General features: G+C 64.1%; 22 protein-coding genes. 5 read left to right on the top strand and 17 right to left on the bottom strand.

The genetic code is table 11. The annotated features are described in order from the left end of the window. The 5 genes from M3P27_06055 to M3P27_06035 all read right to left on the bottom strand — a co-directional run. The coding region (locus M3P27_06055; GenBank protein ID MDP9267874.1) for a hypothetical protein at nucleotides 1-353 on the bottom strand (353 nt) is incomplete at its 3' end. Nucleotides 354-377: 24 nt separating this feature from the next. After that, entirely contained in the window at nucleotides 378-1,226 is an 849-nt protein-coding gene (locus M3P27_06050; GenBank protein ID MDP9267873.1) for a type III pantothenate kinase, read from the bottom strand. A 6-nt stretch (nucleotides 1,227-1,232) separates the two neighbouring features. After that, a complete protein-coding gene (locus tag M3P27_06045) occupies nucleotides 1,233-2,270 on the bottom strand; it encodes a biotin--[acetyl-CoA-carboxylase] ligase (protein MDP9267872.1) in 1,038 nt (345 codons plus the stop codon). A 108-nt stretch (nucleotides 2,271-2,378) separates the two neighbouring features. Continuing rightward, nucleotides 2,379-2,744, bottom strand: a complete 366-nt coding sequence (locus M3P27_06040; GenBank protein ID MDP9267871.1) for a hypothetical protein — start codon at nucleotides 2,742-2,744, stop codon at nucleotides 2,379-2,381. A 217-nt stretch (nucleotides 2,745-2,961) separates the two neighbouring features. After that, nucleotides 2,962-3,387 (bottom strand): DUF488 family protein, encoded by a 426-nt coding sequence (locus M3P27_06035; protein MDP9267870.1) that lies wholly within the window; start codon nucleotides 3,385-3,387, stop codon nucleotides 2,962-2,964. Between the two features lie 101 nt (nucleotides 3,388-3,488). On the opposite strand from M3P27_06035, the gene M3P27_06030 reads away from it, so the two are divergent. Both M3P27_06030 and lipA read left to right on the top strand, forming a co-directional pair. Then, nucleotides 3,489-3,869, top strand: a complete 381-nt coding sequence (locus tag M3P27_06030) for a cytochrome c (protein MDP9267869.1) — start codon at nucleotides 3,489-3,491, stop codon at nucleotides 3,867-3,869. A 111-nt stretch (nucleotides 3,870-3,980) separates the two neighbouring features. Continuing rightward, a complete protein-coding gene (lipA, locus tag M3P27_06025; GenBank protein MDP9267868.1) occupies nucleotides 3,981-4,898 on the top strand; it encodes a lipoyl synthase in 918 nt (305 codons plus the stop codon). A 59-nt stretch (nucleotides 4,899-4,957) separates the two neighbouring features. Here the strand turns inward: lipA and M3P27_06020 are convergent, their stop codons facing one another. The 8 genes from M3P27_06020 to recG form a co-directional block, all read right to left on the bottom strand. Continuing rightward, the gene (locus tag M3P27_06020) at nucleotides 4,958-7,015 is read right to left on the bottom strand and encodes a M13 family metallopeptidase (GenBank protein MDP9267867.1); all 2,058 of its coding nucleotides are present in this window, start codon (nucleotides 7,013-7,015) and stop codon (nucleotides 4,958-4,960) included. A 112-nt stretch (nucleotides 7,016-7,127) separates the two neighbouring features. Next, nucleotides 7,128-8,207 (bottom strand): MlaD family protein, encoded by a 1,080-nt coding sequence (locus M3P27_06015; protein MDP9267866.1) that lies wholly within the window; start codon nucleotides 8,205-8,207, stop codon nucleotides 7,128-7,130. Between the two features lie 116 nt (nucleotides 8,208-8,323). Next, complete coding sequence (locus M3P27_06010) at nucleotides 8,324-10,831, bottom strand: hypothetical protein (protein MDP9267865.1); 2,508 nt, start codon at nucleotides 10,829-10,831, stop codon at nucleotides 8,324-8,326. A gap of 65 nt (nucleotides 10,832-10,896) precedes the next feature. After that, the gene (locus tag M3P27_06005) at nucleotides 10,897-11,274 is read right to left on the bottom strand and encodes a holo-[acyl-carrier-protein] synthase (GenBank protein ID MDP9267864.1); all 378 of its coding nucleotides are present in this window, start codon (nucleotides 11,272-11,274) and stop codon (nucleotides 10,897-10,899) included. A 100-nt stretch (nucleotides 11,275-11,374) separates the two neighbouring features. Beyond that, nucleotides 11,375-12,247, bottom strand: coding sequence for a polyphosphate kinase 2 family protein (locus tag M3P27_06000; protein MDP9267863.1), 873 nt, complete (start codon nucleotides 12,245-12,247; stop codon nucleotides 11,375-11,377). A 57-nt stretch (nucleotides 12,248-12,304) separates the two neighbouring features. Then, nucleotides 12,305-13,156, bottom strand: coding sequence for a transporter (locus M3P27_05995; protein MDP9267862.1), 852 nt, complete (start codon nucleotides 13,154-13,156; stop codon nucleotides 12,305-12,307). Further along, nucleotides 13,153-14,574 carry an L-seryl-tRNA(Sec) selenium transferase gene (selA, locus tag M3P27_05990; GenBank protein MDP9267861.1) on the bottom strand — a complete coding sequence of 474 codons (1,422 nt, stop codon included), beginning with the start codon at nucleotides 14,572-14,574 and terminating at the stop codon, nucleotides 13,153-13,155. Before selA ends, M3P27_05995 begins: the two co-directional genes overlap by 4 nt. Before the next feature lie 78 nt (nucleotides 14,575-14,652). Continuing rightward, nucleotides 14,653-16,959, bottom strand: coding sequence for an ATP-dependent DNA helicase RecG (gene recG, locus M3P27_05985; GenBank protein MDP9267860.1), 2,307 nt, complete (start codon nucleotides 16,957-16,959; stop codon nucleotides 14,653-14,655). A 299-nt stretch (nucleotides 16,960-17,258) separates the two neighbouring features. Between recG and M3P27_05980 the strand changes: the two genes are divergently transcribed. The 3 genes from M3P27_05980 (at nucleotide 17,259) to M3P27_05970 (ending at nucleotide 21,221) form a co-directional block, all read left to right on the top strand. Then, nucleotides 17,259-18,854 carry a diguanylate cyclase gene (locus M3P27_05980; GenBank protein ID MDP9267859.1) on the top strand — a complete coding sequence of 532 codons (1,596 nt, stop codon included), beginning with the start codon at nucleotides 17,259-17,261 and terminating at the stop codon, nucleotides 18,852-18,854. Between the two features lie 145 nt (nucleotides 18,855-18,999). Then, the gene (locus tag M3P27_05975) at nucleotides 19,000-19,959 is read left to right on the top strand and encodes an ATP-binding cassette domain-containing protein (GenBank protein MDP9267858.1); all 960 of its coding nucleotides are present in this window, start codon (nucleotides 19,000-19,002) and stop codon (nucleotides 19,957-19,959) included. A gap of 2 nt (nucleotides 19,960-19,961) precedes the next feature. Further along, nucleotides 19,962-21,221, top strand: coding sequence for an ABC transporter permease (locus tag M3P27_05970; GenBank protein ID MDP9267857.1), 1,260 nt, complete (start codon nucleotides 19,962-19,964; stop codon nucleotides 21,219-21,221). A gap of 107 nt (nucleotides 21,222-21,328) precedes the next feature. Here the strand turns inward: M3P27_05970 and M3P27_05965 are convergent, their stop codons facing one another. The 4 genes from M3P27_05965 to M3P27_05950 form a co-directional block, all read right to left on the bottom strand. Next, on the bottom strand, nucleotides 21,329-21,535 hold the full coding sequence (locus M3P27_05965; protein ID MDP9267856.1) for a hypothetical protein: 207 nt from the start codon (nucleotides 21,533-21,535) through the stop codon (nucleotides 21,329-21,331). Nucleotides 21,536-21,641: 106 nt separating this feature from the next. Next, the gene (locus M3P27_05960; GenBank protein ID MDP9267855.1) at nucleotides 21,642-23,621 is read right to left on the bottom strand and encodes a S9 family peptidase; all 1,980 of its coding nucleotides are present in this window, start codon (nucleotides 23,619-23,621) and stop codon (nucleotides 21,642-21,644) included. Between the two features lie 65 nt (nucleotides 23,622-23,686). Then, complete coding sequence (locus M3P27_05955) at nucleotides 23,687-24,064, bottom strand: RidA family protein (protein ID MDP9267854.1); 378 nt, start codon at nucleotides 24,062-24,064, stop codon at nucleotides 23,687-23,689. 161 nt (nucleotides 24,065-24,225) lie between these two features. Next, nucleotides 24,226-25,297, bottom strand: a 1,072-nt coding sequence (locus M3P27_05950) for a class I SAM-dependent rRNA methyltransferase (protein MDP9267853.1), incomplete at its 5' end; no start/stop codon positions are given.

Raw genomic sequence — 25,297 nt, 5'->3', positions numbered from 1 at the left:
GATAACTGCTGCGCGGTTTTCGCAAAGAAAGCGGCGACTTCGTCGCCGCTGAAGCCGGCGTCCTCAGCCGGCTCGGTCTTTGTCCCCACCGCGGCCTCCTGCATATCTTCCGCGGCGGCGAGCACTTCTTGGGCGCAGTAGGCGAGCGAGTTCACCTTGCGCGTCTTCGTCGGGCGCGCGTCATAGCGGTCGAAAGCTTCGTCGATGCCGCGCGCGACCGCCGCCAGCGGGATACCAGCTTCCTTCCACGTCTCGATCAACGCCCAGTCCAGCGTCGAGAGCAAGAGCGCCGTCCCGCGACGCCGCTGGAAGTGTTCTTCGATCTCGGTGAAGTAGTTGAAGTAGTTTTCCACGGCAGACTCGAAGACAGAAGACGCTTAGCTCTTGCGCGCAGTGGCACCGGTCGAAGCTTTCTCCGTGCGCTTTGTCTGATTGCGTTCCCAGATGATGCGCAAGCCGTCGAGCGTGAGGTTCTCGTCCACGCTGGTGATGAAGCGCGAGCCTTCCGCGATCAGTTGTGCCTGGCCGCCGGTGGCGACGACCTTCGCGTCCTTGCCCAGTTCGGCGAGCAGGCGCTCGAGGATGCCGTCGACCAGCCCGAGGTATCCGTAATACAGCCCCGTCTGGATGCTCGCCACGGTGTTGGTCCCGATCACGCGCTCGGGTTTGCGGATGTCGACCCGTGGCAATCGAGCGGTGCGATCGAACAGCGCGTCCGCCGAGATGCTGATACCCGGCGCGATCACGCCGCCCATGTACTCACCCTTGCGCGAGATTGCGTCGAAGGTCGTCGCGGTGCCGAAATCCACCACCACGCACGGTCCGCCAAGCTTTTCGAAGGCCGCCACGCCGTTCACGATGCGGTCGGCGCCCACCTCTGCCGGATTGTCGTAGTGCACCGGCATGCCCGTCTTCACGCCCGGCTCGATGAACAGCGGCTTGCTGTGGAAGTAGCGCTCGCACACCTCGCGCAGCGTGGAATCGATGGGCGGCACCACCGACGAGATCACGATGCCGCGCACCGCCTTCACCTCGATCTCGCTCAGCGCGAACAGGTTGCGGAAGAGCACGCCGTATTCGTCCACCGTCTGCGTCTTGTTGGTGGCCACGCGCCAGTGCGCGACCAGGCGGTCGTGCACGCTGGCGTTGCTGTTGCTCTCGCCCTCGTCCGCGGCGTAGAGCCCGAGCACCGTGTTCGTGTTGCCCACGTCGAGCACGAATAACATAACGGTTCAGATCTCCCGGACGCCGCCCGACAGCACCGTGCGCACCGCGTCGCCCGTCTTCACCTTCAGGAATCCGCGCGCATCCAGGCCGTCGGTCACGCCCTCATATTCGGCATCGACGTCGCCCGCACCCCGGCCATCACTCAGCACGCGCACGCGCTTGCCGCGCGCGTAGGAAGACCGCTGTTCGAAGTCTGCGATCACCTTCGCTGGGCCGGCTTCGAGGAGGCTGCGATACGCGGCGTCGAGCGATTTTAGCAGAGCGGCGGCTAGCTCCAGGCGCGACCACTCGCGTCCGCCGGCCAGGCGCAGCGAGGTGGCAGTACCGGCCAGCTCGCCCGCGAACTTCACCTGGTTCACATTGATGCCGACTCCGATGACCGCGTAGCGCACGCGCGTGGCTTCGGCATTCATCTCGGTCAGGATGCCGCAGAACTTTTTCCCGTCGAGTAACACATCGTTGGGCCAGCGCAGATCGGGCTTCATGCCGGTAGCCGCGGCGATCGCCGTCGCGACTGCCAGTCCGGCCGCGAGCGAGAGGGGCAGCGCCTCCGCCGGCGAGACTTGCGGACGCAGCAACGCGGAACAATAGATGCCCACCGATTTTTCCGACTCCCACGTGTGCCCGCCGCGGCCGCGCCCCGCCGTCTGCTCCTCGGCGATGAAGACGGCGCCTTCGGGCTCGCCCGAAGCGCCCGCCTGCATCCCCAGCGCGTTGGTGGAGCCGGCGCGAAAGTAATGATGGATCTTTCCCGCGCCCCCGAAGATCGTTCCCCGCACCAGCGGCACGAGGAACTCGGCGAGCAGCAGGTCGGGCATCTGCTTCAGTTGATAGCCGGTGCGCGGATGTCCCGCGATGGCCACGCCCAACTCGCGCAAGTGTTCGACCGAGCGCCAGACCGCCGAGCGGCTGATGCCGATCTCTTCGGCGAGTTTCGTCCCACTCACCACCACCGTGGCATGGTCGGCGAGCACACGCACCACCGGACCAAGATGGTCGCTCGCCCCAGCGAGGATGTCGGCAGCATCGGCGCGGGCGCGCAATCGGGCGCGGCGGGATTTGGCTAACCTGGCGATGCTGGGATTATCCGCGACCCGCGCGCTTAGAGGAAGGATTTCTGCTGCTCTCGTGCGAAGGAAAGAGCGCGGGCGCTAGTTGCTGCCGGAAGCCGACTGGACCTTCACCGGCGCGACGAACGTGCGCGTGGCCGGCTCTGCCTTTTCTCCGTCGCGGGTATAGCGCACTCTCGCGTCGCCGATCCGCATCTCGACTTCATCGGCGAGCGCGATCTCGCCCAGCAGGCAGCGCTGGCACAGGCACTCATAGGCGATGACCTCGCCATCGTTGCGCTTGGCGGTCACCGGCACCACATGCCGTACGTGCGAGCGGCACATCGCACACCTTCCACCTCCCACCATGCGGTATTTCAGCTCCGCAAAACCGAACAGCAGCTTGTGGTCGGCGCACGAGGCCTCCATCGCCGCTTCAGCGAGCGCTTCCAGGTAGTCCTGCAGCACCTGCGGATGATGTAGGTTCGTGGGAATACACGGCTCCCATCTGTCGCTTTAGAGTGTGTGTCGCCGCAATCCTCGGGGCCTTGTTGTATGGGGGGGTGAAGTCCCACATTCAAACACAGCCACGCCGGGGCGGCAAGAAAATATGTCGATCCGGGTCGCGGGCACGGCACGCCGTCTTCCGGGATCGGAAGGCCAGCATCCGCCGCTATTTAGCCCTTTATTTACCGCCTCGGGCGCGCATGGGCACGGCCGCGGCCTTGGCCGGACCCGAGCTGGAAGGCGGCTTGCGCATGCCTTCCAGCAGCTCCTTCAAGACTGTCGCGTTATTGCGCTCGGTGGCGCGCGAGGCGTAGACCAGCGTGATCCGCTTTTTCTTGCGCGCGATATCGTACAGACGCTCGAGCGCGGCGTTTGCCGCCGGAGCGTTCAGTTCGTGGAGGTAGCGCTTCCGAAAGACGTTCCAGCTCATCGTGTTGCTGTGGAACCACTGGCGCAGCTCGTCCGAGGGCGCAAGGTCGCGCAGCCACTCATCGATCGCGGCCTTGTCTTTCGCCACGCCGCGCGGCCACAGCCGGTCCACCAGCACGCGGACGCCGTCCGCGACGGAAGGCTTCTCGTACGCACGCTTGAGCTGTATCGGCATCCAGTTTCCCGGTTTCGCTGGGTGCGAAAGATGCGAAAGGTGCGAAACCTACTCGCGCGAGACATAATAATCCTTTGCCCTTACTCATGAAGCCCCCACGCATGAAAATCGTCCGGCGCGTGCTCGCCGCCGCCATGCTCGTGCCGGTCTTCTGTTTCGCGCCGCTGGGCTGCAACCGCGCCCCGTCTGCCCGCGCGCAGATGTCCGACGCCGAACTCGGACTCACCGCCACCCAGGCCAGCGGCCGCCGCCTCTACCACCAGCACTGCCTCGTCTGCCACGAGGCCTACTCCCCGAGCGACCGCAACGGACCCTCGCTCGCCGGCCTCTACCGGAAGAAGTTCATGGTCAGCGGACAACCGGTCGACGACGAACGCGTGCGCGACCTCATCGTTCTCGGCCGATCGAAGATGCCCGCCTTCGGCGGACAGTTGAGCGACGACCAGCTCGCCGCCCTCCTCGCTTACATGAAGACGCTGTGAGAAATGACAATGGACAATGGACAATTGAAAAACCTGGAGGGGGCCGGAATTGTCCTTTGTCCATTGTGATTTGTCCTTCCTGGCCAAAGGCTTTAGCATCTCTACAAGGGCATGGCCACCTCCGTCGAACTCGTCCAGATCGACCTCGCTCCGCGGCCTCGCGAGCGCAAGCCGGAATGGCTGCGCGCGCGCGCCCCCATGGGCGAGAACTACCACCAGCTCAAGAAGCTGGCGCGCGCGCTCGACCTGCACACCGTCTGCGAGAGCGCGCAGTGTCCCAACATCGGCGAGTGCTGGAACCACAAGACGGCCACCTTCATGCTGCTCGGCAACCTGTGCACGCGCCGTTGCGGATTCTGCGCCGTCCCCAAGGGCGCTCCCCAAGCCATCGACTGGGACGAGCCGCGCCGCGTCGCCGAAGCCGTCGCGCGCCTCGGACTGAAGCATGCTGTGATCACCAGCGTGAATCGCGACGACGATAACCTTGGCGGCGCGCAGATCTTCGCCGCAACTATCCGCGAGGTCCGTCGCCAGGCCCCCGGATGCCGCGTCGAGGTCCTCATCCCCGACTTCCAGGGACACGACGACTGCCTGGCCACCGTGCTCGACGCTCGCCCCGAAGTCCTGAACCACAACACCGAGACCGTCCCGCGGCTCTATCGTGCCGTCCGCTCGGGCGCGCGCTATGAACGCACGCTCAAGCTGCTCGGCAACGTGAAAAAAATGTCGCCCTCCGCACACCATGGCATACTTTCGAAATCCGGCGTGATGGTCGGCCTGGGCGAGAGCACGGCGGAGTTGCTCGACGTCTTTCGCGACCTCGCCCGCGAGCAGGTCGACATCCTCACCATCGGCCAGTATTTGCGGCCCTCGAAAGACCACCTGCCCATCGCGCGCCTCTACCACCCCGACGAGTTCGCCTACATGAAAGACGAAGCGCTGAAGCTGGGCTTCCGTCACGTCGAGTCCGGACCGCTCGTCCGCTCCAGCTACCACGCCCACGAACAAGCCGGCGTCGCCGCGCAGTAAGTTCAGCCCACAACAACAAGGGCCGCCTTGCGGCGGCCCTTCCTAACCACAGCTAAGAACTACCAGACGCTGCACGCGTTCTTCCGCACCATCGGGTCGCCGGCTTTGCAGCCGTAGGCCTTGGCGAAGTCGGGTGAGTTCGAGGCCACGCCGTTCGTCCGGAAGCGGCCCGGCGAGTGCGGATCGGAAAGCGCCATCGTCCGCGCGCGCTCCGGACGCACGCTCTCGCACCACACCTGCCCGAATCCGATCCAGAAACGCTGCTCCGCGGTGAAGCCGTCTTTCTCCGCGGGCTCCTTGCCGTCCGGATAGCTTGACCGCAGCGCCATGATGGCGAGGTGCGAACCGCCGTTATCGGCCGCGTTCTCCCCCAGCGTCAGGCGCCCATTCAACTTCACCCCTTCGAGAGGCGAGTACTCCGCGTACTGGTCGGCGATGCACGAGGTGCGCTTCTCGAACTCGGCTTTATCCGCCGGCGACCACCAGTTCTGCAGGTTGCCATTACCATCGAAGCGCGCCCCCGAGTCGTCGAAGCCGTGGGTGAGTTCGTGTCCGATGACCACGCCGATCGCTCCGTAGTTCACCGCGTCGTCCACCGAGTTATCGAAGAACGGCGGTTGCAAGATCCCGGCGGGGAAGTTGATGTTGTTCTCGGGCGGGTTGTAGTAGGCGTTCACCGTCGGCGGCGTCATGCCCCACTCCGTCTTGTCCACCGGACCGCCGATCTTCTTGAGCTCGCGGTTGCTCTCGAACGCATTCGAGCGCAGCGAATTACCGAGCCGGTCCCCGCGCACGATCTTCAGCTTCGAATAATCGCGCCACTTGTCGGGATACCCGATCTTGTTCGCGACCGCGTGCAGTTTTGCCAGGGCCTTCTGCTTGGTCTCGTCCGTCATCCAGTCGATCGTCTTGATGTCGGTCTCCATCGCGCGCTCGATGTCGCCCACCATCTTCAAGGTGCGTTCCTTGGCGTTGCCGCCGAACGCGACCTCCACGTAGTACTTGCCCAGCGCCTCGCCCAGGTCGCCGTCGGTCGAACGCATGCACCGGTTCCACAGTGGCAGGTTCTGCTTCGCGCCGCCCAGCACCTTGCCGTAGAAATTGAAGTTCTCGTCCACGAACCCGGCCGGAAGCGCCTCCGCCTGGCCATGGATGAAGTGCCATTTCAGATAGGTCTTCCACTGCTCCACCGGCACGCTCTTGATGGTGGCGTCGAGAGCGGTGAAGAATCCCGGATTCCCTACGTTCAACTCGATGATCTTTGGCGCGCCCACCTCGACGAAATACTTGTCCCACGCGAACGATGGCGTCATCGCTTCCAGGTCGGAGATCTTCGTCCAGTGGTCGAGCTTGGTGGTGTCGCGACGCTCGGTCGGCGTCATCGACGCGTTCGCCAGCTTCATCTCGATGTCCATCACCTGCTGCGCCTGCGTCTTGGCTTGCGCCTCGGGTGTGCCCGCGAGCTTCAGCATGTTGGCGATGTGCGCCACGTACTGCTCGCGGATCTTCACCGACTTCTCGTCCGTCTTGGTATAGAAATCCTTGTTGCCGAGCGCCATGCCGCCCTGATCGGCCCAGCTCGCCGTCATCGCCGCGTTGTGCAGCATGGGCGCGGGACCCCAGCGGAACATTCCGCCGATGCCTTGCCGGTGCAGCGTGGCTACCACCGGCGCCAGGTCGGCGTTGGTCTTCATTGCGTCGATCTGTTTCAGGTACGGCTGCGCCGGGGTCAGGCCTTTGGCGTTGGTCGCGGAGTCATCCATGCAGCTCGCGTAGTAGTCGCCGATCTTCTGCTCGTTCGGGTCGGTGTATTTCTTCTTGGCCGCCGCTTTTTCCAGGATCTGCCGCGACACCCCGCGGTTGTACTCGCGCAGCATCTCGAAGCGTCCCCAGCGCGTCTGGTCGGGCGGAATGGGATTCTTCGCGATGAAGCCGCCGCACGCGAACTGGTAGAAGTCCTGGCAAGGCTGCGCGCTCTTGTCCAGCGCGTCCACGTCAAAGCTCTTCATCCGCTGCGGCGCGGCCGTGGGCGACGATGGCGGCATGGTGGTTTGCGTCTGCGCCGCGGCCAGCATGGCGCACGCCAGGACGAGAAGGACGATCCGCAGGTATCGCATAGGTCTCCTTAGGAGAAGGACAGGGTCGTATGGAACCCACAAGTATATACAGACGGCCGAAGGGCCGGAATGGCACAAGGCATTTCGCGCGGATCGCGAAAGCTAGCCGCCCCTAGAACACCCGGAAGTGGATGGTCAGGTACTTCTTCGGATTCTCGCGGATCGCCTTCACCAGGTTCCGCGTCTCCACCAGCATCTGGTCGGCGTTGGTGTAGAGCGAGGGATCGCGCAACAGCTTGCCCGCCGAGCCTTCACCCGCTTCCATGCGGTTGATCATGTCGTTCACCTTGGCCATGGTGTTGTTCACGCGGTTGGCGAAGGCCTGGTCTTTGGCCAGCAATCCGATGGTGCCCTTGCCCGCGTTCACGTCATCCATCAGCCGGTTGGCCTTGGCGGTCGTCTCGTTCAAGTTCCGGTAGAGTTCCTCGTCTTTCAGGAACTTACCGGCCGAACCCTTGCCTTGGTTGATGTCGTCGATGATCTTGTCGACCTTGGTGAGCGACGCATTCAGCCGGTTGTACATCTCGTCGTTGCGTAGCAGCTTGCCGATCGAGCCTTTGCCCGAGCTGATGTCGTTCACCATCTTCTGTATCTCGGCGAGCGTGAGGTTCATGCGGTCGAAGAGCGCGGGATCTTTCAGGAACTTGCCCGCCGAGCCCTGTCCGCTCTCCACGTAAGCCACGATGCGATCGACGCGCTGCAACAGGGCCTGCATGTTCTGCAGCGTCGTCTGGCCGGCCTTCACCATGTCCTGGATGTCGGGCTTCTGCTCCGATTGCAACACGTCGCCGTCGGCGACCTCGGGGCCTTTCGCGGTCCGCGAGTTGATGTCCACGAACGTCTCGCCCAGCACGCCCGCGGTCGCCATGGTGACCAGCGAGTCCTTGTGCAGGTTCTTGATGTAACGCGTGTTCACCTTCATCAGCACTTCCACCGGCGCCAGCTGATGGGCCGCGTCGCTGACCACGCGGATGCCGGTCACGTTGCCGATGTCCACACCCTCGAGCCGCACCGGCGCGCCCTCACGCAGTCCGCTGGCATTGTCGAAGTAAGCGCGCAGCATGATCTTCTTGGTGAAGATGCCGCCCGTAGAATTCATCAGGAAGACGAGGATGCCCAGGATGACGAGCGAGACGATGACCGTGACCCCCACTCGTAACTGTGACCACCGTAACTGCTGCTGGCTAGGCACTGTGTCCCCCTCCGAAAGCGGCGCCCGACGTTGTCACGACGGCGCGCCGCGCACTGCTGTCACTGCGACATCTGGGATACGGAGCGACGCATGATAGCAGAGGCAGCCACTAGCTACTAGCCTCTAGCTTCTAGCGCATCTCGTTGCCACCGCTGCGTCAATGCCAGCGCCGCCAGGTACGCCACCGCGCCCGCGGCGAGCGTGGCGCCCAATCCAAAGTTGATGGCGATCACCATTGCCAGCACACTCCCGAACACGGAAGACGCCGCATTCACTGCCCACGCCCATTCCGTAGCGGCTGAATCCTCACTGGCGAACGCAATGACCTGAAGACCCGTCGGAAACGGCATGCCCATGGCAAATCCAAGCGGCACGAGCAGCAACGCCGTCAGCGCCAGCTTCACCCCGAAGGCGAGTCCGACGAGCGACGTCAGGACCGGCGGCAGCACGAAGAGATACAGCACGATGACCGCCGCGATCGCCGCGAGCGCCCAGCGCACCCGCCGCGGGTCGTCTTCTCCCTCCGTTGTGCCTGCTCCGCCCATCCATCGTCTTGCGACGATCGATCCCGCGCCGCTGGCCAGCAGCATCAGGAAGACCACCACCGTCAGCGCGTATGTCGGATGTCCGAGGAAAAGCACAAACCGCTGGATGAACGCGATCTCCACCAAGATGTATCCCAGTCCCACCGCGACGAAGTACCACAGCCCGCGCGTCCCATGCAGCCGCGCCGGCTGGTAAAGCGCCAGCGGCAAGATGAGGAAGGCGCCCACCGCCACCGCCGACACGCCCAGCAGAAGGAAGAGAACGACCGACCCCATGTTGATGCGCCAGTCCATCCCTCGGCCCGTCCCGGCAAACATCCCCTTCAGAACGTCGCTCGTCTTGATGGTGAAAAAGAAGAAGGGCGCGTTGTCGGTCACGGGCGTGATGTTGTAGGGATAACGTTTGATGCGGTTCTCGCGAACACCCCATTCCGAACCGTCGAACTGATAGGTAGCGTCCGAAGCCGCTATCAAGGAGGCAAAAGCCCGCGAGTCTGTCGGCATATCGCCGACGCCAGGCTGCCGGTCCCCCGGCAGATACAGCGCCTTCAGCTTCGGAGTGGATTCGAGAAACGCCCGCAGCGCCGCTACCTCCGCGTCAGTGAACGGACTGCGGTTGGCCAGCACCAGCACCGGCCGCCCGTCCTCATTCAGCGCGCCGTCCGAGATCACGATGAAGTGTCCCGCGGGCGAGCTCACCCCCAGCTGCCGCAGCGCCTCGATCGCCTGGCTTACCACTCGCAGCGCTTCTCGCGGCTGCTTGAACTCCCAGCGCGTGATGGCGATGAACCCATCGCCCTTCAAATGCTGGAAATATTCCTTGAACGCCTCGACGGTGTAGAGGTTGTTCTCGCTCAGCGAATACGCCCCCGCGGCCGTGGACGCCCACGTATCCACCAGCGTCATCTGGATCACGTCGTAGCGCGCGGTCGAGTGCCGTATCCACGAGCGTCCATCGGCCACGTGCAGATGCACTTCGCGCAGTTCGTAAAGATGGTGCGAATATTCCGCATACTTCCCGCGCATGATGTCGTTGGCGATCAGCGGATTGATCTCGATGGCGGTCACGTTCGGGCTGCCATTCGCGACCGCGCGCAGTACATCCACGCCGCCGCCCGGCCCGATGATGGCGTAGTCGCCCTGCGGACGAAGCACGTTCGCCACCGCCGGCGCACTCGCCATCAGGTTCTGCCGGTAGACCGGGTCCCAATCGTGCGCATCGGTGTTCATGATGGCCGACTGCGCGTCCGCGTCGATCACGATGGTCTTGCCATCACCTTGCTGGTCGACCTCCACGCGCGAGATCGCATTCCATTTCGCCCACAGCACCCACGGCCGGTCGCGCCGTATCCCCTTCGCGTAGACAATATCGATGAGTTTTCCGCCGCCGTTCGTTCCCACGCTGTTCACGCCCAGAAGGATCAGCAGCGCCACCACCGCAACCTGCGCTGCGCGCTTCAGCCGGCCTTTTCTGTCTGCCCAGATCAGCGCCGCCGCGGCCATCGCCGCCGCCGCCACCACGATGGTGTTCGGTCCGCCCACCCAGTTCAGCAATGGGACGACTGCCACGCACGCCGCTGCGCCACCAATAAGATCGGCGCCGTAGAGCAACCCGATCGTCCGCGCCTCGCGCGCGAACACCACCGAGAACAGCAGTCCGGTGAAGAAGAATGGGATCGCCGCCACCAGGTAGATCACCGTCAGCTTGAGGAAGTTCCCCTTGCTCAGCTCGAGCGAGACGGGAAGGCGCAGCACGATCTCGAGCACCACCAGCACCGCCACCGCGTTCATGAGACACAGACCCGCGGCCAGCGGACCGGTGCGCCAGCGGCCTAATCGCTCTCGCTGCACATAGGCAAACACGCCGCCGGCACCCAGCCCGAGCAGCGCGATCGAGATGGCTAGAAAAGCGAAGTGGTAGAACAGCACGACGGAGAACAGCCGCGTCAGCGCCAGTTCCAGCAGCAGGCTCGCCAGCGACACGACGAACAATCCCCAGATCAGCTGCTTGCGCGTCGGTCGCTTCGGCGTCAGCAGCTCCGCGTCCGAGAGGATTGCTTCATTGGTGGATTGGTTCATTGGTTCATTGCCTCAGTTCCCTTGTCCTGCTGTCAAATGAACAAATGAATCAATGAACGAATGAATCAATCTTCGAGTATCACTTGCGCCATCGCCGTCTGCTCGGTGTGGGTGAGCGAAAGCGACGCGCGCTTCGCTCCCAGGCGTTCGGCGTGCTGCTTCACCTTGCCGGAGAAGTGGACCGTCGGCCTTCCGCCCGGCTCGCGCCCGACCTCGATCTCTTTCCACGCCACGCCCTGCCGCCATCCCGTGCCAATGGCCTTCATCGCCGCCTCTTTCGCCGCAAAGCGCGCCGCGTAGCGCTCCACCCTGTTCTTCTTCGACTCGCAGTAACGGATCTCGGCGGCGGTGAAGATGCGATGCAAGAAGCGCTCGCCGTGCCGCTCGATGGCGGCCGCGATGCGTGGGACTTCGGTGATGTCTATGCCGGTGCCGACGATCATTGGAGAAACGCTTTTGGCTATTGGCCCTTGGCCATTAGCGAACAGAGTCCGGTCGAAGTCACTCTCAGACTCGGCCTATTCTGAAATCTGAAATCTGCAATCAAGAACCACGCAGCATCTTCTTGCCCTCGGCCAGCAGCTCCTTCTGCTCGTCGCTCAGCTCGGGATAGCGCAGCCGCAGCCCCTTCAGCGTCGCAACCACCACGCCCGCGATGACCATGCGCGTGTACCACTTGTGATCGGCGGGCACGAAGTACCACGGCGCCCACTCCGTGCTGGTGTGGTTGAACATCGCTTCGTACGCCTGGCGGTACTTGTTCCAGTGCCTGCGCTCCTTGATGTCGCCAAAAGAGAACTTCCAGTTCTTCTCTTTCCGCTCGATGCGCTCGAGTAGCCGCCGGCGCTGTTCTGCCTTCGAGAGATTGAGCGCGAACTTCAGTATCACCGTGCCGTTGCGCGCGAGCCGCCGTTCGAACTCGTTGATCTCCTGGTAGCGCAGCTTCCACTCGCGCTTCCGCGCCTGGCTTATGCCTTCGCGCGCCAGCACCTCGGGATGCACTCGCGCGATCAACACCTCTTCATAGTGCGAGCGGTTGAAGATGCCGATCATCCCGCGCTCCGGCAGCGCTTTCGTGCAGCGCCACAGGTAGTCGTGCAGCAATTCTTCCTCGCTCGGCGCCTTGAAGCTGGTCACTCGCACGCCCTGCGGATTCACTCCCGACATCACGTGCTTGATCACGCCATCCTTGCCGGCAGTGTCCATCGCTTGTAGCAGGATGAGCACCGCGTGGGCCCGGCTCGCGTACAGCACGTTCTGCAGCTCGGCCATCTCGCCGATGTCTTTGGCCAGCTTGGCCTGCGCCTCTTCCTTCCCCTTGTAGCCCCAAGTCGCACCGGGGTCGTAGTCTTCGATGCGGACCTGCTTGTCGCTCGGGATGCGGAAACGCGTGTAGTCCATGGGGGCAACAGTCATGGGCCGAAGTTAAGACGGCCGAAGTCGGCCGAGTATAGCCGACATAGCCGACTGCGTTCAGCCCTTCGGCTTCCGGTAGGGATGCTCGAAGCTCAAGTAGAGCAGCACGCCACGCTCGCCCGAGCTCGGTCCCACGCCCACCGGCACGGCCACGCCGGGGACGATCTGCAGCCCGCTCGAAAAATTCCACGCCCAGCGCACGCCCGGGCTGATGAGCCACGCCTTCCGCCAGTCCGTCTTGCCCGGTCCTACCACCTGCCCGGTGCTTTGGTAGACGTGCTCAAGCATCAGGTTGAAGCGCGGACGCGCCAGGAAGATCACGCTGTTTGCCAGCGTGTATCCGTAGCTGTGCGCCTCGTGGCCCAGCGTGTTCTTCGCGTTTGGCAGGATGGTTGCCCCGGCGTTCCAGTGCGTGACAAAACGCCGGCTCACCACCACGCTGAGCGGCAGCATGAACTGCACGCCGGTCGCGCCCATGCCGTGCCCGCGCCGCCAGTCTCCCGTCGGCAGCACCAGCGAGACGCGCGGCGAGAACGCCACCTTCGTCTCTCCGCTGCCCACCAACTGGTAGCGATAATTCAGCAGCACGTCGCCCACGGCCGTCCCGGAAACATCGTCATCGTGGACGATGGGGATGGTGTAGCTGAGCTGGCTCTTCGGCGCCGGATCGAACGGCCATTCCTGCGTGAAGGTGTAGACCCAGTCGCCGTCCGGCCAGTTCCGCTGCCAGCTCTGGATGTGCTGCACCACGCCGAACTCCTGGTTGTAGGCCTCTTCGATCAGGAAGCTGTTGTCCTGAATGCCGCCCTCGTCGAGCGCGCACTTCTTGTTGTCTTTGGCGCACTGCGCCGCGGCGAGCGTGGTGAGCAAGGCGACGGCGATGAAGAGGACTGCGAGGAACGCCTTCATCCGCACAGGCTCGCCATCGCCGCCGCGATGGCCGGCTCCTGCTCCGGGAAAACCGTTCGCAGATCGAACAGCACGCGGCCCTCGTCCACGCGAACGACCATCGGCGGTTCGTTCGCGCGCAGCTTCGCCGCCAGCTCGTCCGCCGAAAGGCCCGCGCACGTCACCGCCAGCACGAAGGTCTTGAGAGTCGACCCCGGCGCGGCACCCCCGCCGATCACCGACTCGCCGGCAACGATCTCCGTCTTCAATCGGGCCAGCCGCTCCAATCTGCTCTGCAATCCTTCCGCGCGTTTCCGCACCTCATCGGCCGGCATACGCATCATGCGCCACGCAGGGATGGCATCGTGGTTCTGGCGGATGTGATCCAGCAGCGTGGCTTCGAGCGCGGCGTAGGCCAGCTTGTCCACGCGCAGCGCGCGGAACATCGGATTTGCCCGGCAGCGCGCGATCGACTCCGGCTTGCCACTCAGCAATCCTGCTTGCGGTCCGCCTAGCAGCTTGTCGCCGGAGTACGTCACCACGTCCACCCCGGCGCGCAGCGAATCCATCACGCCGGGCTCCTCCGCGATCCCGACCGACGCGAGGTCGAACAGCGCGCCCGAGCCCAGGTCTTCGAGCACGGGAATGTTCCTGCGCTTGCCCAGCGCGACCAGCTCATCGAGCGATGGCCGCTCGGTGAATCCCACTATCTGGAAGTTCGAGCGATGCACTCGGAGCAGCAGCTTCGTCTTCGCGGTGATCGCCTGTTCGTAATCGGAGACGCGCGTGCGGTTCGTAGTCCCCACCTCACGCATCACCACACTGGACTTGGCCATTATCTCCGGAATCCGAAAAGCCCCGCCGATCTCGACCAGCTCGCCCCTCGATACCACCACCTCGCCACCCTCGGCCAGCGAATTCAGCGCCAGCATCACCGCGGCGGCGTTGTTGTTGACCACGATCGTCGCGACCTCCCCGCCATCTGCGAGTAGCCCGGCGAACAGCCGCGCGAACAGGCGCTGCGTATGGACATCGCGCTTGCCGCGCTCGCCCGTCTTTAAATCAAACTCCAGGTTGGAGTATCCCGCGGCGGCCTCGCGGATGCGATCGAGAGCCTTTTCGCTAAGTGGGGCTCTCCCGAGGTTTGTATGTAAGATCACGCCCGTCGCATTGATCACGCCGCGCAGCGAGTGCCGCATCGCCTGGCGTAGCTCGCGGGAAATCGCGTCCGCGACGCCTCCGAGCGCCAGCTCGAGCCCCTTCTCGTCCAGACGCCCCGCCGTGATCTCGCCGCGCATGCGGTCTAGAACTGCCCGCGCCGCTTCCGTCGTGGCTGTCTGACCTTCGCGTGCCGCCAGCGCCGCGACTTCGGGCGAACGCAGCAGCTCGTCCACTGCCGGCAGGCGGCGGAACAGGGCGGACTTATCGGCCGTTGGCATCCGGATAGTTTACGCAAAATCGCGACCGGAGGGCGCAGGGGACGCAGAGGAGGCAACAACGTTTTTACCCGGCGGGGCTTAGCCCACCTCCACCAGCCCATAGCGCCGCTGCCAGTGCGCGCGCAGGTGTTCCATCACCACGCGCGCCTCTTCGCGGCTCACGTCCGGGGACGCGCCGCCCACCAGCGCCGCCGCTTCCATCTTCGCCGCTTCGAGCAGTTGCCGGTCGCGCACCAGGTTCGCCACGCGGAACGCCGGCATGCCCGCCTGCTTGGTCCCGAAGAACTCGCCCGGCCCGCGCTGCTCGAGGTCTTTCTCCGCGATCTCGAACCCATCATTGGTGCGGACCATGGTCCCGAGGCGCTCCTCCGCGTCCGCGCCGACCTTGCCGCCGGTCATCAGGACGCAATAACTCTTCGCCGCGCCGCGCCCGATGCGTCCGCGCAACTGGTGCAGCTGCGCCAGACCGAAGCGCTCGGCGTGTTCCACCACCATCAGGTTCGCGTTGGGCACGTCCATGCCGACCTCGATCACCGTGGTCGAGACCAGCACATCGATCTCGCCGCGCGCGAAGCGCTTCATCGTGACGTCTTTCAGATCACTCTCCATGCGCCCGTGCAGCAGTCCTACGCGCAGTTCTGGGAAGACTTTCTTTCGGAGCTCGTTGTACATCTTCTCCGCCGCTTTCAATCCCAGCGTCTTCGCTGCCGGTTCTTCCCCCGGCAGCGCCAGCTGCACGCGCTTCTTTTTTCGCAGCGCCGGCGTCCCGCCGGCTGTAGCGCGGGCGTCCTCGCCTGCGCTTTCCTCGTCCTCCGTCTGCTCCTCGATCACCGGATACACCACATACGCCTGGTGGCCGGCCTGCACCTGCTTGCGCAGGAACTCCCAGACCTCCCCCGACCGTTCGTCGCTGACCCGCCGCGTCACCACCGGCGTGCGTCCCGGCGGCAGCTCGTCCAATACGGAAACATCCAAGTCGCCATACAACGTCAGCGCCAGCGTCCGCGGGATCGGCGTCGCCGTCATCACCAGGACGTCCGGGTCGCGTTCCTCCGATTTTTTCTTCATCAGTTTGAAGCGTTGCATCACGCCGAAGCGGTGCTGCTCGTCCACGATGACCAGGCCGAGTCGCGAGAACTCGACGCCTTCCTGGATGAGCGCGTGTGTCCCGATCACCATCTGCGCATCGCCGCGCGCGATATGCCGCCGGGCGGCGCGCTTGGTGTCTTGCTCGAGCGAGCCGGTCAGCAGCAGCACGCGGTAGCCGAGCGGCTCGAGGATGCGCCGGGCGCTCAGATAATGCTGCGCCGCGAGTATCTCCGTGGGCGCCATCAGCGCCACCTGGTAACCGTTCTCGATCGCGACCACCGCGGCCTGCAGCGCGACGATCGTTTTGCCACTCCCCACATCGCCCTGCAGCAGGCGCCGCATCGGCGTGTTCGCTTTCATGTCCGCGACGATCTCGCCCAGCACCCGCTTCTGCGCCCCCGTGGGATGGAACGGAAGTATCTTCTTCACCGCCGCGCGCACCGCATCGCCCGCTCCGAACTCGATCCCCGGCTGCTCCCGCATCCGTTTGCGTTTCAGCTCGAGCCCCACCTCCAGGTAGAACAGCTCTTCGAAGATCAGCCGCCGATGCGCCGGCGTGCGGCAGGCTTCGAGATCGGCGAACGGCGTCTCCGGATCCGGCCAGTGCGCTTTCTGGAACGCCTCGCGCCGCGGCGCCAACTCCATGCGCGCACGCACCGCTCGCGGGATCCCATCCGCAACCTCCGGCGTAAGGCTGGCCAGCGCGCCGTGGACGACGCGCCGGAACCAGCGCGAGGTCAGCTTGCCCGCGCCCGCCGACTCGTAGATAGGAACGATCTTCCCCATCTCCAGACTCAGCGCGGCAAAATCTTCCGGCAGCGCTTCTTCACCTTCTTCCAGCGGACCGCTCAGCACCTCGACCTGCGGCTGGATCATCTTTAAGCCGCCCAGCTTCAGCCCGCCCAACTTCATCGCACCCGCAGTCTTCGCTTTGCTGGAACTCTCCACCCGTCCATAGACCGCCAGCACCTGGCCGGGCCTGAACCGATCGCGCAGGTACTGTCCGTGGAACCATATGCATTTGATGGACTGCGTTCCCTGGCCCACCGTGAGGTTGAAGATCCACAGCCCGCCGCGGGTGCGGAACAGTCCTGAGCCGCGGACCTCGCCGATCACCGTGGCCATCTCGCCGGGCGCGAGTTCGTCGATGGCCCGGGGATTCTGCCGGTCTTCGTAGCGAAACGGCAGGTAGTAGAGCAGGTCCTCGACCGTGGAGACACTCTTCTGCTCGAGCGCCGCGGCCACCCGCGGCCCGATGCCCTTCACGTATTGCACGGCGGTGGAAAGTTCGAGCAAGTTTCCAGTGTCCTGTTTCCCGTTTCCAGTTGCAAGTCTCCTGTTCCCCCGCCTTGCTATTCCGAGCCCGCCGCGGCGGGCGAGGGAATCTGCTTTTGCCGCCGGACATCAGATTCCTCGTCGCTCCGCTCCGCGGAATGACAATCCAGCGGCATCCTTCGGCCCCCCGCCGGAAACCGGAAACTGGAAACGGGAAACGGGTTTTGCTATAGAATCCAGCAACAACAGGAGCCATCCGCGGACCCCGTTCGCCTTGCCCCAGGGCCCGCGCCGCCCATCATCAGAATGCACAGCTAGCCATGCAGAAAGTCGCCATCCTTTACGACGCGAGCCAGGCGGTCCTCTCGACCTTCGAGCTCGACGAAGTCCTGCTGCAGATCCTCGGGATCGTGCGCGACTATTTCCATCTCCAGAGCGCGGCCATCTTGCTCATCGACGACCAGCACCGCCTCTACCCGCGCAAGCATTACGGCTCGAGCGAGATCGAGGGTGTGGACATCCGCCTGCCCATCGGACAAGGCATCACCGGGACGGCCGCCCTCAAGAAGCGCCCTGTCTATGTTCCCGACGTCGCGAAGGATCCGCGCTACATAGGGTTCACGAAGTCCACCAGGTCCGAGCTCGCCATCCCGCTCATGGTGCGCGATGAAGTCGTCGGCGTGCTCGACTGCCAAAGCGACCAGCTCAACTTCTTCGACGGCGAGACCATCGACTTGCTCACGCTTTTCAGCACCCAAGCCTCGATCGCGCTCGAGAACGCGCGCCTCTACTCGCTCGAGCAGAAGCGCCGCTCGCAACTCGAGGCCATCAACGCCATCGCCCGCCAGACCACCGCCGTGCTCGAGCGCGACGAGCTGCTGCGCAAGGTCTGCACCTTGATCCTGCAATCGTTTCCCCTCGTGGACCACGTGGTGCTCACGCTGCGTGAGGGCGAATCGCTGGTCGTCTACGCGCACCAGGGCAAGCTCACGCCCACCGTCGAGATGGGCAACACGCTTCCCGTGGATCAGGGCATTTCGGGGCGCGCCCTCGCCACCGGCCGCGCCGTCGTAATCAACGACGTCACTGCTGATCCCGCGTATGTCCAGGGCTTCGTCGAGACCCGGAGCGAGATGTGCCTGCCGCTCATCAGCTTCGGCAAGCAGCTCGGCGTGGTGTGTCTGGAGAGCGCCACCGCCGGCGCCTTCGAGCAGACGGACGTGCAGCCGCTCGAATCAGTCGCCGACATCATCGCCACCGCCATCCAGAACGCCAACTACTTCGACCAGGCCAAGGCGCTCGCCAACGTCGATGGACTCACCGGCGCCTTCAACCGCCGCTTCTTCGAATCGCGCATCACCGAAGAACTCGAGCGTGCCGGCCGCTACGGCAAACAGCTCGCCGTCATCATGCTCGACATCGACCACTTCAAGCGCCTCAACGACGAGTTCGGACACCTGCTCGGCGACGAAGTCCTTCGCCAGGTCTCCGCCCTCTTCCGCAGCCAGCTGCGCAAGGTCGACTTCGTCTGCCGCTACGGTGGCGAAGAGTTCGTACTGCTGCTGCCTGAGACCTCCGGCGAAGACGCGCTCGCCGTCGCCGAAAAAGTCCGCCGCGTCATCGAGGCGCACTCCTTCCCCGGCGTCCCACGGCCGGTGACCATCTCCATCGGCGTGGCCGAGTTCCCCACGCACGGCGCTTCGCGAGACGAGATCGTCCGCGCCGCCGACCTCGCGCTCTACGCCTCGAAGCAGAGTGGACGGAACCGCGTGACGCCGGCTGTCGCCGCCGCCGCGCCTGCCGCTGCTTCGCCCGCCGCGCCAGCTGCCGCTTCTGCCGCTTCGCCCACCACTTCGGACGCCGGCGTTTCCGCTGCCGCGCCCACCCGCACGGCCGCCTCTGCCACCCACGACTAGATTTTTGACTTGTCATCCCGAGCGAGGACGCGGCGAACTTTCCGCGTCCGAGTCGAGGGACCTGCTTTTCACCTCTTGTTCTCTCCGTGTCTCCGTGTCTCTGTGGTAGGTGTGGCCCCTGACCTGTAGAATCTCCCCTTCCGTCATGAACGCCGTCGAGCTAAAAGCCGTGCGCAAGAGTTACGACCAGTTCGTCGCCGTCGACGATCTCTCCTTCGCCATCCCCGCCGGCGAGATCTTCGGATTGCTGGGCCCGAACGGCGCCGGCAAGACCTCGACCATCCGCATGATGCTGGGCATCACCATCCCAGACGCGGGCGAAGTGCTCCTCTTCGGCGAGAAGTTTCGCCGCGCGCTGCTGCACCGCGTGGGATATCTCCCGGAAGAGCGCGGCCTCTATCGCAAGATGAAAGTCGGCGACCATCTCATCTTCCTCGCCGAGCTCACCGGACTCGACCGCCCCGAAGCCGCCAGGCGCGCGCGCCAGTGGTGCGAGCGCATGGAGATCGCCGGCTGGATAGAGAAAAAGGTCGAAGAACTTTCCAAGGGCATGCAGCAGAAGATCCAGTTCGTGGCGACCATACTGCATGATCCCGAGTTCATCGTGATGGACGAGCCCTTCGCCGGACTCGATCCCGTCAATTCCAAGCTGCTGCTCGACGTGCTCTTAGAACTCAAGCAAAAAGGGAAGACCATCCTGTTCTCCACGCATCGCATGGACACGGTCGAGCGGCTTTGCGATTCCATCTGCCTCATCAACCGCGGCAAGGCCGTGCTTGTCGGTGACCTCAAGCAGATCAAGGGACGCTACGGACGCAACCACGTCCAGATCGCGTGCGAGGGCGATGGCGCGGGCCCCGGATTGGCCTTCCTGAAGCAAAGTCCGCTGGTGAAGACGGTCACCGACTTTGGCAACTACGCCGAGGTCGCGCTTGCTCCCGGCGCCGACGCGCAGGCGCTGCTGCACGAGGTCGCCGCGAGGGCGAAGATCGCCAAGTTCGAGCTCGTCGAGCCCTCACTCGAAGAGATCTTCATCGACGTGGTCGGCAAAGACGCCGAGAGCGATGGAGCGATGGAGCGATGGCGCGCGTCCGGGAGGCAATAACCATGCGTAACGTCTGGATCATCATCCGCCGCGAATATTTCGAGCGCGTCCGCACCAAAGCCTTCTGGATCATGACCATGCTCGTGCCCGCGCTCATGGCCGGCATCACCATCCTGCCGGCGAAGCTGATGATGAGCCAGCGCGGCGAGAAGAAGAAGATCGCGGTGGTCTCCAGTGACCGCACCTTCGCCGAGGCGCTGCAGAAAGCGCTGGCCGATCTTTCCGACGGCACGGGCCGCAACCAGTACACCATCGAGATCCTGACGCCCGGCACGACCGAGCAGGAAAAACAGCTCTACGACCGCGTAGCCCGCTCCGAGCTCGATGGCTATCTCTGGGCCACCAACGATGCGCTCGCCGCCAAGAAGCTGGTCTACAAGGCGCGCACCACTACCGACATGCTCGAGGGCGGCCTGCTCACCCGCGCCGCTCAGGTCGCGCACATGGAGCAGCAGCTCGCCGCCGCCGGCGTGAGCGCGGAGAAGGTCCGCGAGCTGCTGAACGAGAAGCTCGACGTCGAGACCCAGCGCGTGACCGGAGGCACTTCCACCAAGGCCAGCGGACGCGCCGCGTTCTTCGCCACCTTCGCGCTGGTGATGACCCTCTACATGAGCATCATCCTGCATGGCGTGGCGGTCATGCGCTCGGTGCTGGAGGAGAAGACCTCGCGCATCGTCGAGGTGCTGCTGGCGTCGGTCACGCCGAAAGAGCTCATGGCCGGCAAGATCATCGGCGTCGGCGCCGTCGGATTGACCCAGCTCGCGCTCTGGTATACCGCCGGCTTCGTTTTCCTGGGGCCCGGCCTCGTGGCCGCGCGCGGCGTCATGGGTTCGATCGAGATCCCCACCATCGCGCTCGCCATGTTCCCGGTATTCTTCATCCTGGGATATTTCCTCTACGCCTCGCTCTGGGCGATGCTCGGAGCGATGAGCAACTCCGAGCAGGAAGCGCAGCAGATGCAGTTCTTCGTGATGATGCCGCTCATCCTCTCCACCGTGCTCATGGCCCCGGCCATCACCAGCCCGAACTCGACCATGGTGGCCGCGTTCTCGCTCTTCCCCTTCTGCACGCCGCTGCTCATGTACGTGCGCATCGCCGCCGGCGAGGTGCCGCTGTGGCAGCTCGGTCTTTCCATCGTGCTGATGCTCGCCGCCGTCTACGTGGTCTTGGTCGTCGCTTCGCGGATCTACCGCGTCGGCATCCTGATGTATGGCAAACGTCCGACGCTGCCCGAGCTGATCAAGTGGTTCCGCTACGCGTGAGGTTTGTTCGGTGGAAGATCCGGTACGCGTAGCTTATCGGTGGAAGAGCGGGCCTTCAGGCCCGCGTCAGTCAAAGTGGAAGGTCGGGCTTTAGCCCCGGTCCCGGGCTACGGATGTTCCCTAGTCGCGCCTAGCTCGGCGAGCACGTCTTCTCTTATCCGCTGGCCGCCATCGTAGACGGCGTGGATGAGCCGCGTCCGATACGTGCGCTTGCGCATCACCGCGGAAGCGACCTCGAAGTCAGGGAACCACGCGGCCAAGTCCCACTTGCCGCCGTTCAGACTCCAGACCTCGTATTGTTCCCGATTCAGCATAGGGCTCTGTAGCGCTCATCCGAATCCCTTATTTTACCAGCAGCACGCGCAAGCCCGACGCATGGCCGGGCTTCCTCATTCTCGCTAGCTCTGTTGTCGCTAGCTCTTACTTCGAGGCGGCAGGCGCATCCGGAGGCGCGTTCTTCACGTATTTGTCGAGGAACTCGAGCACCGCCTGGTATCCCTTGATCTCGTTCGCTTTCTTGGTGAAGCCGTGGCCTTCGTTCGGGAAGATGATGTACTCGACCGGCACGCCATTCTTCTTCACCGCGGCCACAATGTCGTCTGACTCGGGCTGGATGACGCGCGGATCGTTCGCGCCCTGCAGCACGATCAGCGGACGCCTGATCTGGTCGGCGTGGAATACCGGCGAGATCTCTTTCAAGTACGCCTCTTCCTTCGTCGGGTCGCCGATCTCCTTGTACAGCGCCTTGCGGAATGATTCCCAATACGGAGGGATGGAGTTCAGCGTGCGCACCCAGTTGGCCACGCCAAAGATGTCCACGCCCGCGCGAAACTCTTCCGGCTTGAAGGCGAGCGCCGCGAGCACCATGTAGCCGCCGTAACTGCCGCCGAGGATCGCGATCTTCTCCTTGTCGACATAAGCCAGCGACTGCAGGTAGTGCTTGCCCTCGATGCAATCCCACAGCGGTTCCTTGCCGTGCTTGTGATCGTCGGCCGCGTAGAACGTCTTGCCGTAGCCCGAGCTGCCGCGGTTGTTCACCATGAGCACGGTGTAACCGTGGTTCACCAGGAACTGGATGAGCGCGCTGTATCCCTTGCGCGATTGTCCGCCCGGCCCGCCGTGCACCTGCACGATGCCGGGCGACTTATTCGCGGCGCTCACGCTCATTCCAGCGGACTGCTGCGGCGCATACAGGATTGCCGGGATCATCATGCCGTCGAACGACTTGTAGCGCACGACCTTGCCCTCGACCAGGTTCGCGGCGTCGATATCCGGATTCAGCGAGTGCGTCACTCGCGTCAGCTTCTTCGTGCCGAAGTCGTAGACGTAGAGGTTCGCCGGTGACGTGTCGCCGACGAAGTAAAACGCCATCTGCTTCTCGCTCGGCGAGGGAGTCACGCCGCGGATCTCCCCCTGCGGGAACTTGGGCAGCGCCAGCTCCCGGCCCTTCGCGTCGTAGATGTGGATCTTGGTCGCGCCGTCTTCGTTGATGCCTACCACGCGATACTTTCCGTGTCTGGAGAAGTAGGCGAACTGGATGTCCCAGCCGGCCTTCTGCACCATCTCGCGCTTGCCGGTGGCCACGTTGAAGCGGCCGAGGTGGCGGAATTCGCCGCCTTCATCGCTGAGGAAATAGAGGTATCCGGTCCGCGGATCGAATGCCGTCGCTTCAAAAACGATGTCACCCTCATGTTGCGTGAGCAGCTTCAACTCTTTCATCGCCACGCTGTAGAGCCAGATATCCGAGTTCGCTTCGGTATCGGTCTTGTTGAGCGCCACCCACTTGCCGTCGGCGGAGACGTTGGCGATGTCGAAGCCCTTCTCGTTCTGGAAGACGAGCTCGGGAGTGAGCGCGCTCGCGTCCATGCGATAAAGGTCGAAGAACTTCGGATCGCGCTGGTTCGAGGTGTAGTAGAACGCCTTGCCGTCCTCGCTCCAGCCGGTGAACTCGGCCTTGTTCTTCTCGCCCGGCGTGAGGTCGCGTTCCTTGCCATCCGCAGTGCGCAGGTAGATGTGGCTGTTCTCGTTGCCGCCTTGATCGTGGGAATAGAGCAGGCGGCTGTCGTTGGGGAAGTCCGAGACCACGTATACGCTCTCGGTGGCAGAGCTGGTGAGCTGCTCCGGTTTGCCGCCCGCGATGGGCGCGGAGAGCACGTTGAAGATGCCGGTGCGGTTGCTGGAGAAAGTCACGCGCTTGTCGTCGGCGGAGAACGACGCGCCCGTGATCCGCTCGTTGTTCATCAGCTGCTCGATGGTGTACTCGCGGAAGCTGTGCGGTCCCTTCGCGGAGGTGGGAGGCTTCGCCCCCGCCTTTACCTTCGCGCCTTTCTGGCCGAGGACGGGCAGGCAAAGCGTAAGCGCGAGCAAGAGAGCTAGAGCAAAGCGACGGCGAGCGTGCATGGTTCCTCCGGGTTGCGGAAAGCGTTGGCCGGACTGCGGAAAGCGAAGATTGTACGCGTTTTGGCCTATGCCAGCGCGATCACATCGATCTCGACGAGGGCATCTTTGGGCAGCCGCGCCACCTCCACGGTGGAGCGCGCCGGCGGCGGGGCGGGGAAGAAGCTGGCGTAGATCTCGTTCATCGCGGGAAAGTCATTCATCGTCTTCAAATAGACGGTGGTGCGCACCACCTTGGTGAAGTCGGTGCCGGCGGCCTTGAGGATAGCCTCCAGATTCTTCATCACGCGCTCGGTCTGCGCGCGGACTTCGTTGCCGGTGAGCTGTCCGGTCGCGGGATCGAGTGCGACCTGGCCGGAGCAGAACACCAAGCCGCCGCCGCGCACCGCTTGCGAGTAAGGACCGATGGCCTGGGGCGCGTCCTGGGTCGCGATCTTCTCTTTCATCTTGATCACTCCGTCAGTCGTTCATGCAGCAAGAAAAATGAACGAACACGGATTAGAACATCCGCACTCGTCCGTGGCAATCTCGTGGCGGCTCAACGCCGTTTTCGTGTCGCTGTTTCCTCGGTCGATCCGCTTGCCTGCTTCTTCTCGCCCACGCGCCATCAAAGCCCGACACCGATCACGCACTTCAGATACGCCGTTTCGGGGACAGAGAGCAACACGGGATGGTCCTGCGACTGGCCGCGCTTTTCGACGATGCGCAGGTTGCGATGCGCGTCTGCCGCGGCCGCGGCGAGCATGCCGAGGAAGTCGGCTTCGCTCACGTGGTGCGAGCACGAGCAGGTCACCAGCACGCCGCCCGGCTTCAGCATCTTGAGCGCGCGCAGGTTCAGCTCTTTGTAGCCGCGCAACGCCGTATCCAGCGTGCGCTTCGATCTCGCGAACGCGGGCGGATCCAGCACGATGGTGTCGTACTGCTCGCCGGCGGCGGAGTAGTCCTTGAGCAGGTCGAAGGCGTTGGCCTCGATCCACTCGATCTCCTTGACCCCGGGTTCGTTCAGCTTCTGATTGCGTTCCGCGGCCTCAAGCGCGGGCAGCGACGAATCCACGCCCGTGACCGAATCGCACACCCGCGCGAGGTGCAGCGCAAATCCGCCTTCATAGCAGAAGACATCGAGCGCGCGTCCGCGCGCATATTTCGCGGCCGCGGCGTAATTCTCGCGCTGGTCAAGGAAGGCGCCGGTCTTCTGTCCGCCGAGCGCCTGGTACCCGAACTTGAGGCCGTTGAGCGTGAATACTGTCTCCGTTTTGGTGCCGCGCAGTAATCCGCTCTCCTTCGCGGGCAGGCTCTCCAGTTCGCGGATGCGCGGCTCCACGCGCTCGACCACATTCGCCACGCCGGTCTGCGCCACCAGCTCGTCGACCACAGCGTTGCGCAGGTCGTCGGCGTCCATCGCTTGCGTGAGCGCTTGCAGGGTGAGGACATCGTTGTAGCGGTCGGCGATCACGCCGGGAACCAGGTCGGCCTCGCTGAAGAGCACGCGATAGGCGTCGCTCTCTTTCACCACCTGCTTGCGATACGCCACGGCCGCAGCCACGCGCTGCCGCAGCAGCGCGATCAGCTCCGCGCGCGATGCGAGCGGACGATTGGAAACCATGCGCACCGCTATTTGTGAGCTGGAACTATAGAGTGCCGCGCCGAGCGGCTTGCCGCGCGGGTCCCGCACCTCGACC

The organism is Acidobacteriota bacterium (assembly GCA_030774055.1).
Lineage (GTDB): Bacteria > Acidobacteriota > Terriglobia > Terriglobales > Acidobacteriaceae > JACPNR01.
The sequence above is the reverse complement of the archived record's forward strand: the minus strand, read 5'-3'. Positions and strand labels throughout refer to the sequence as shown.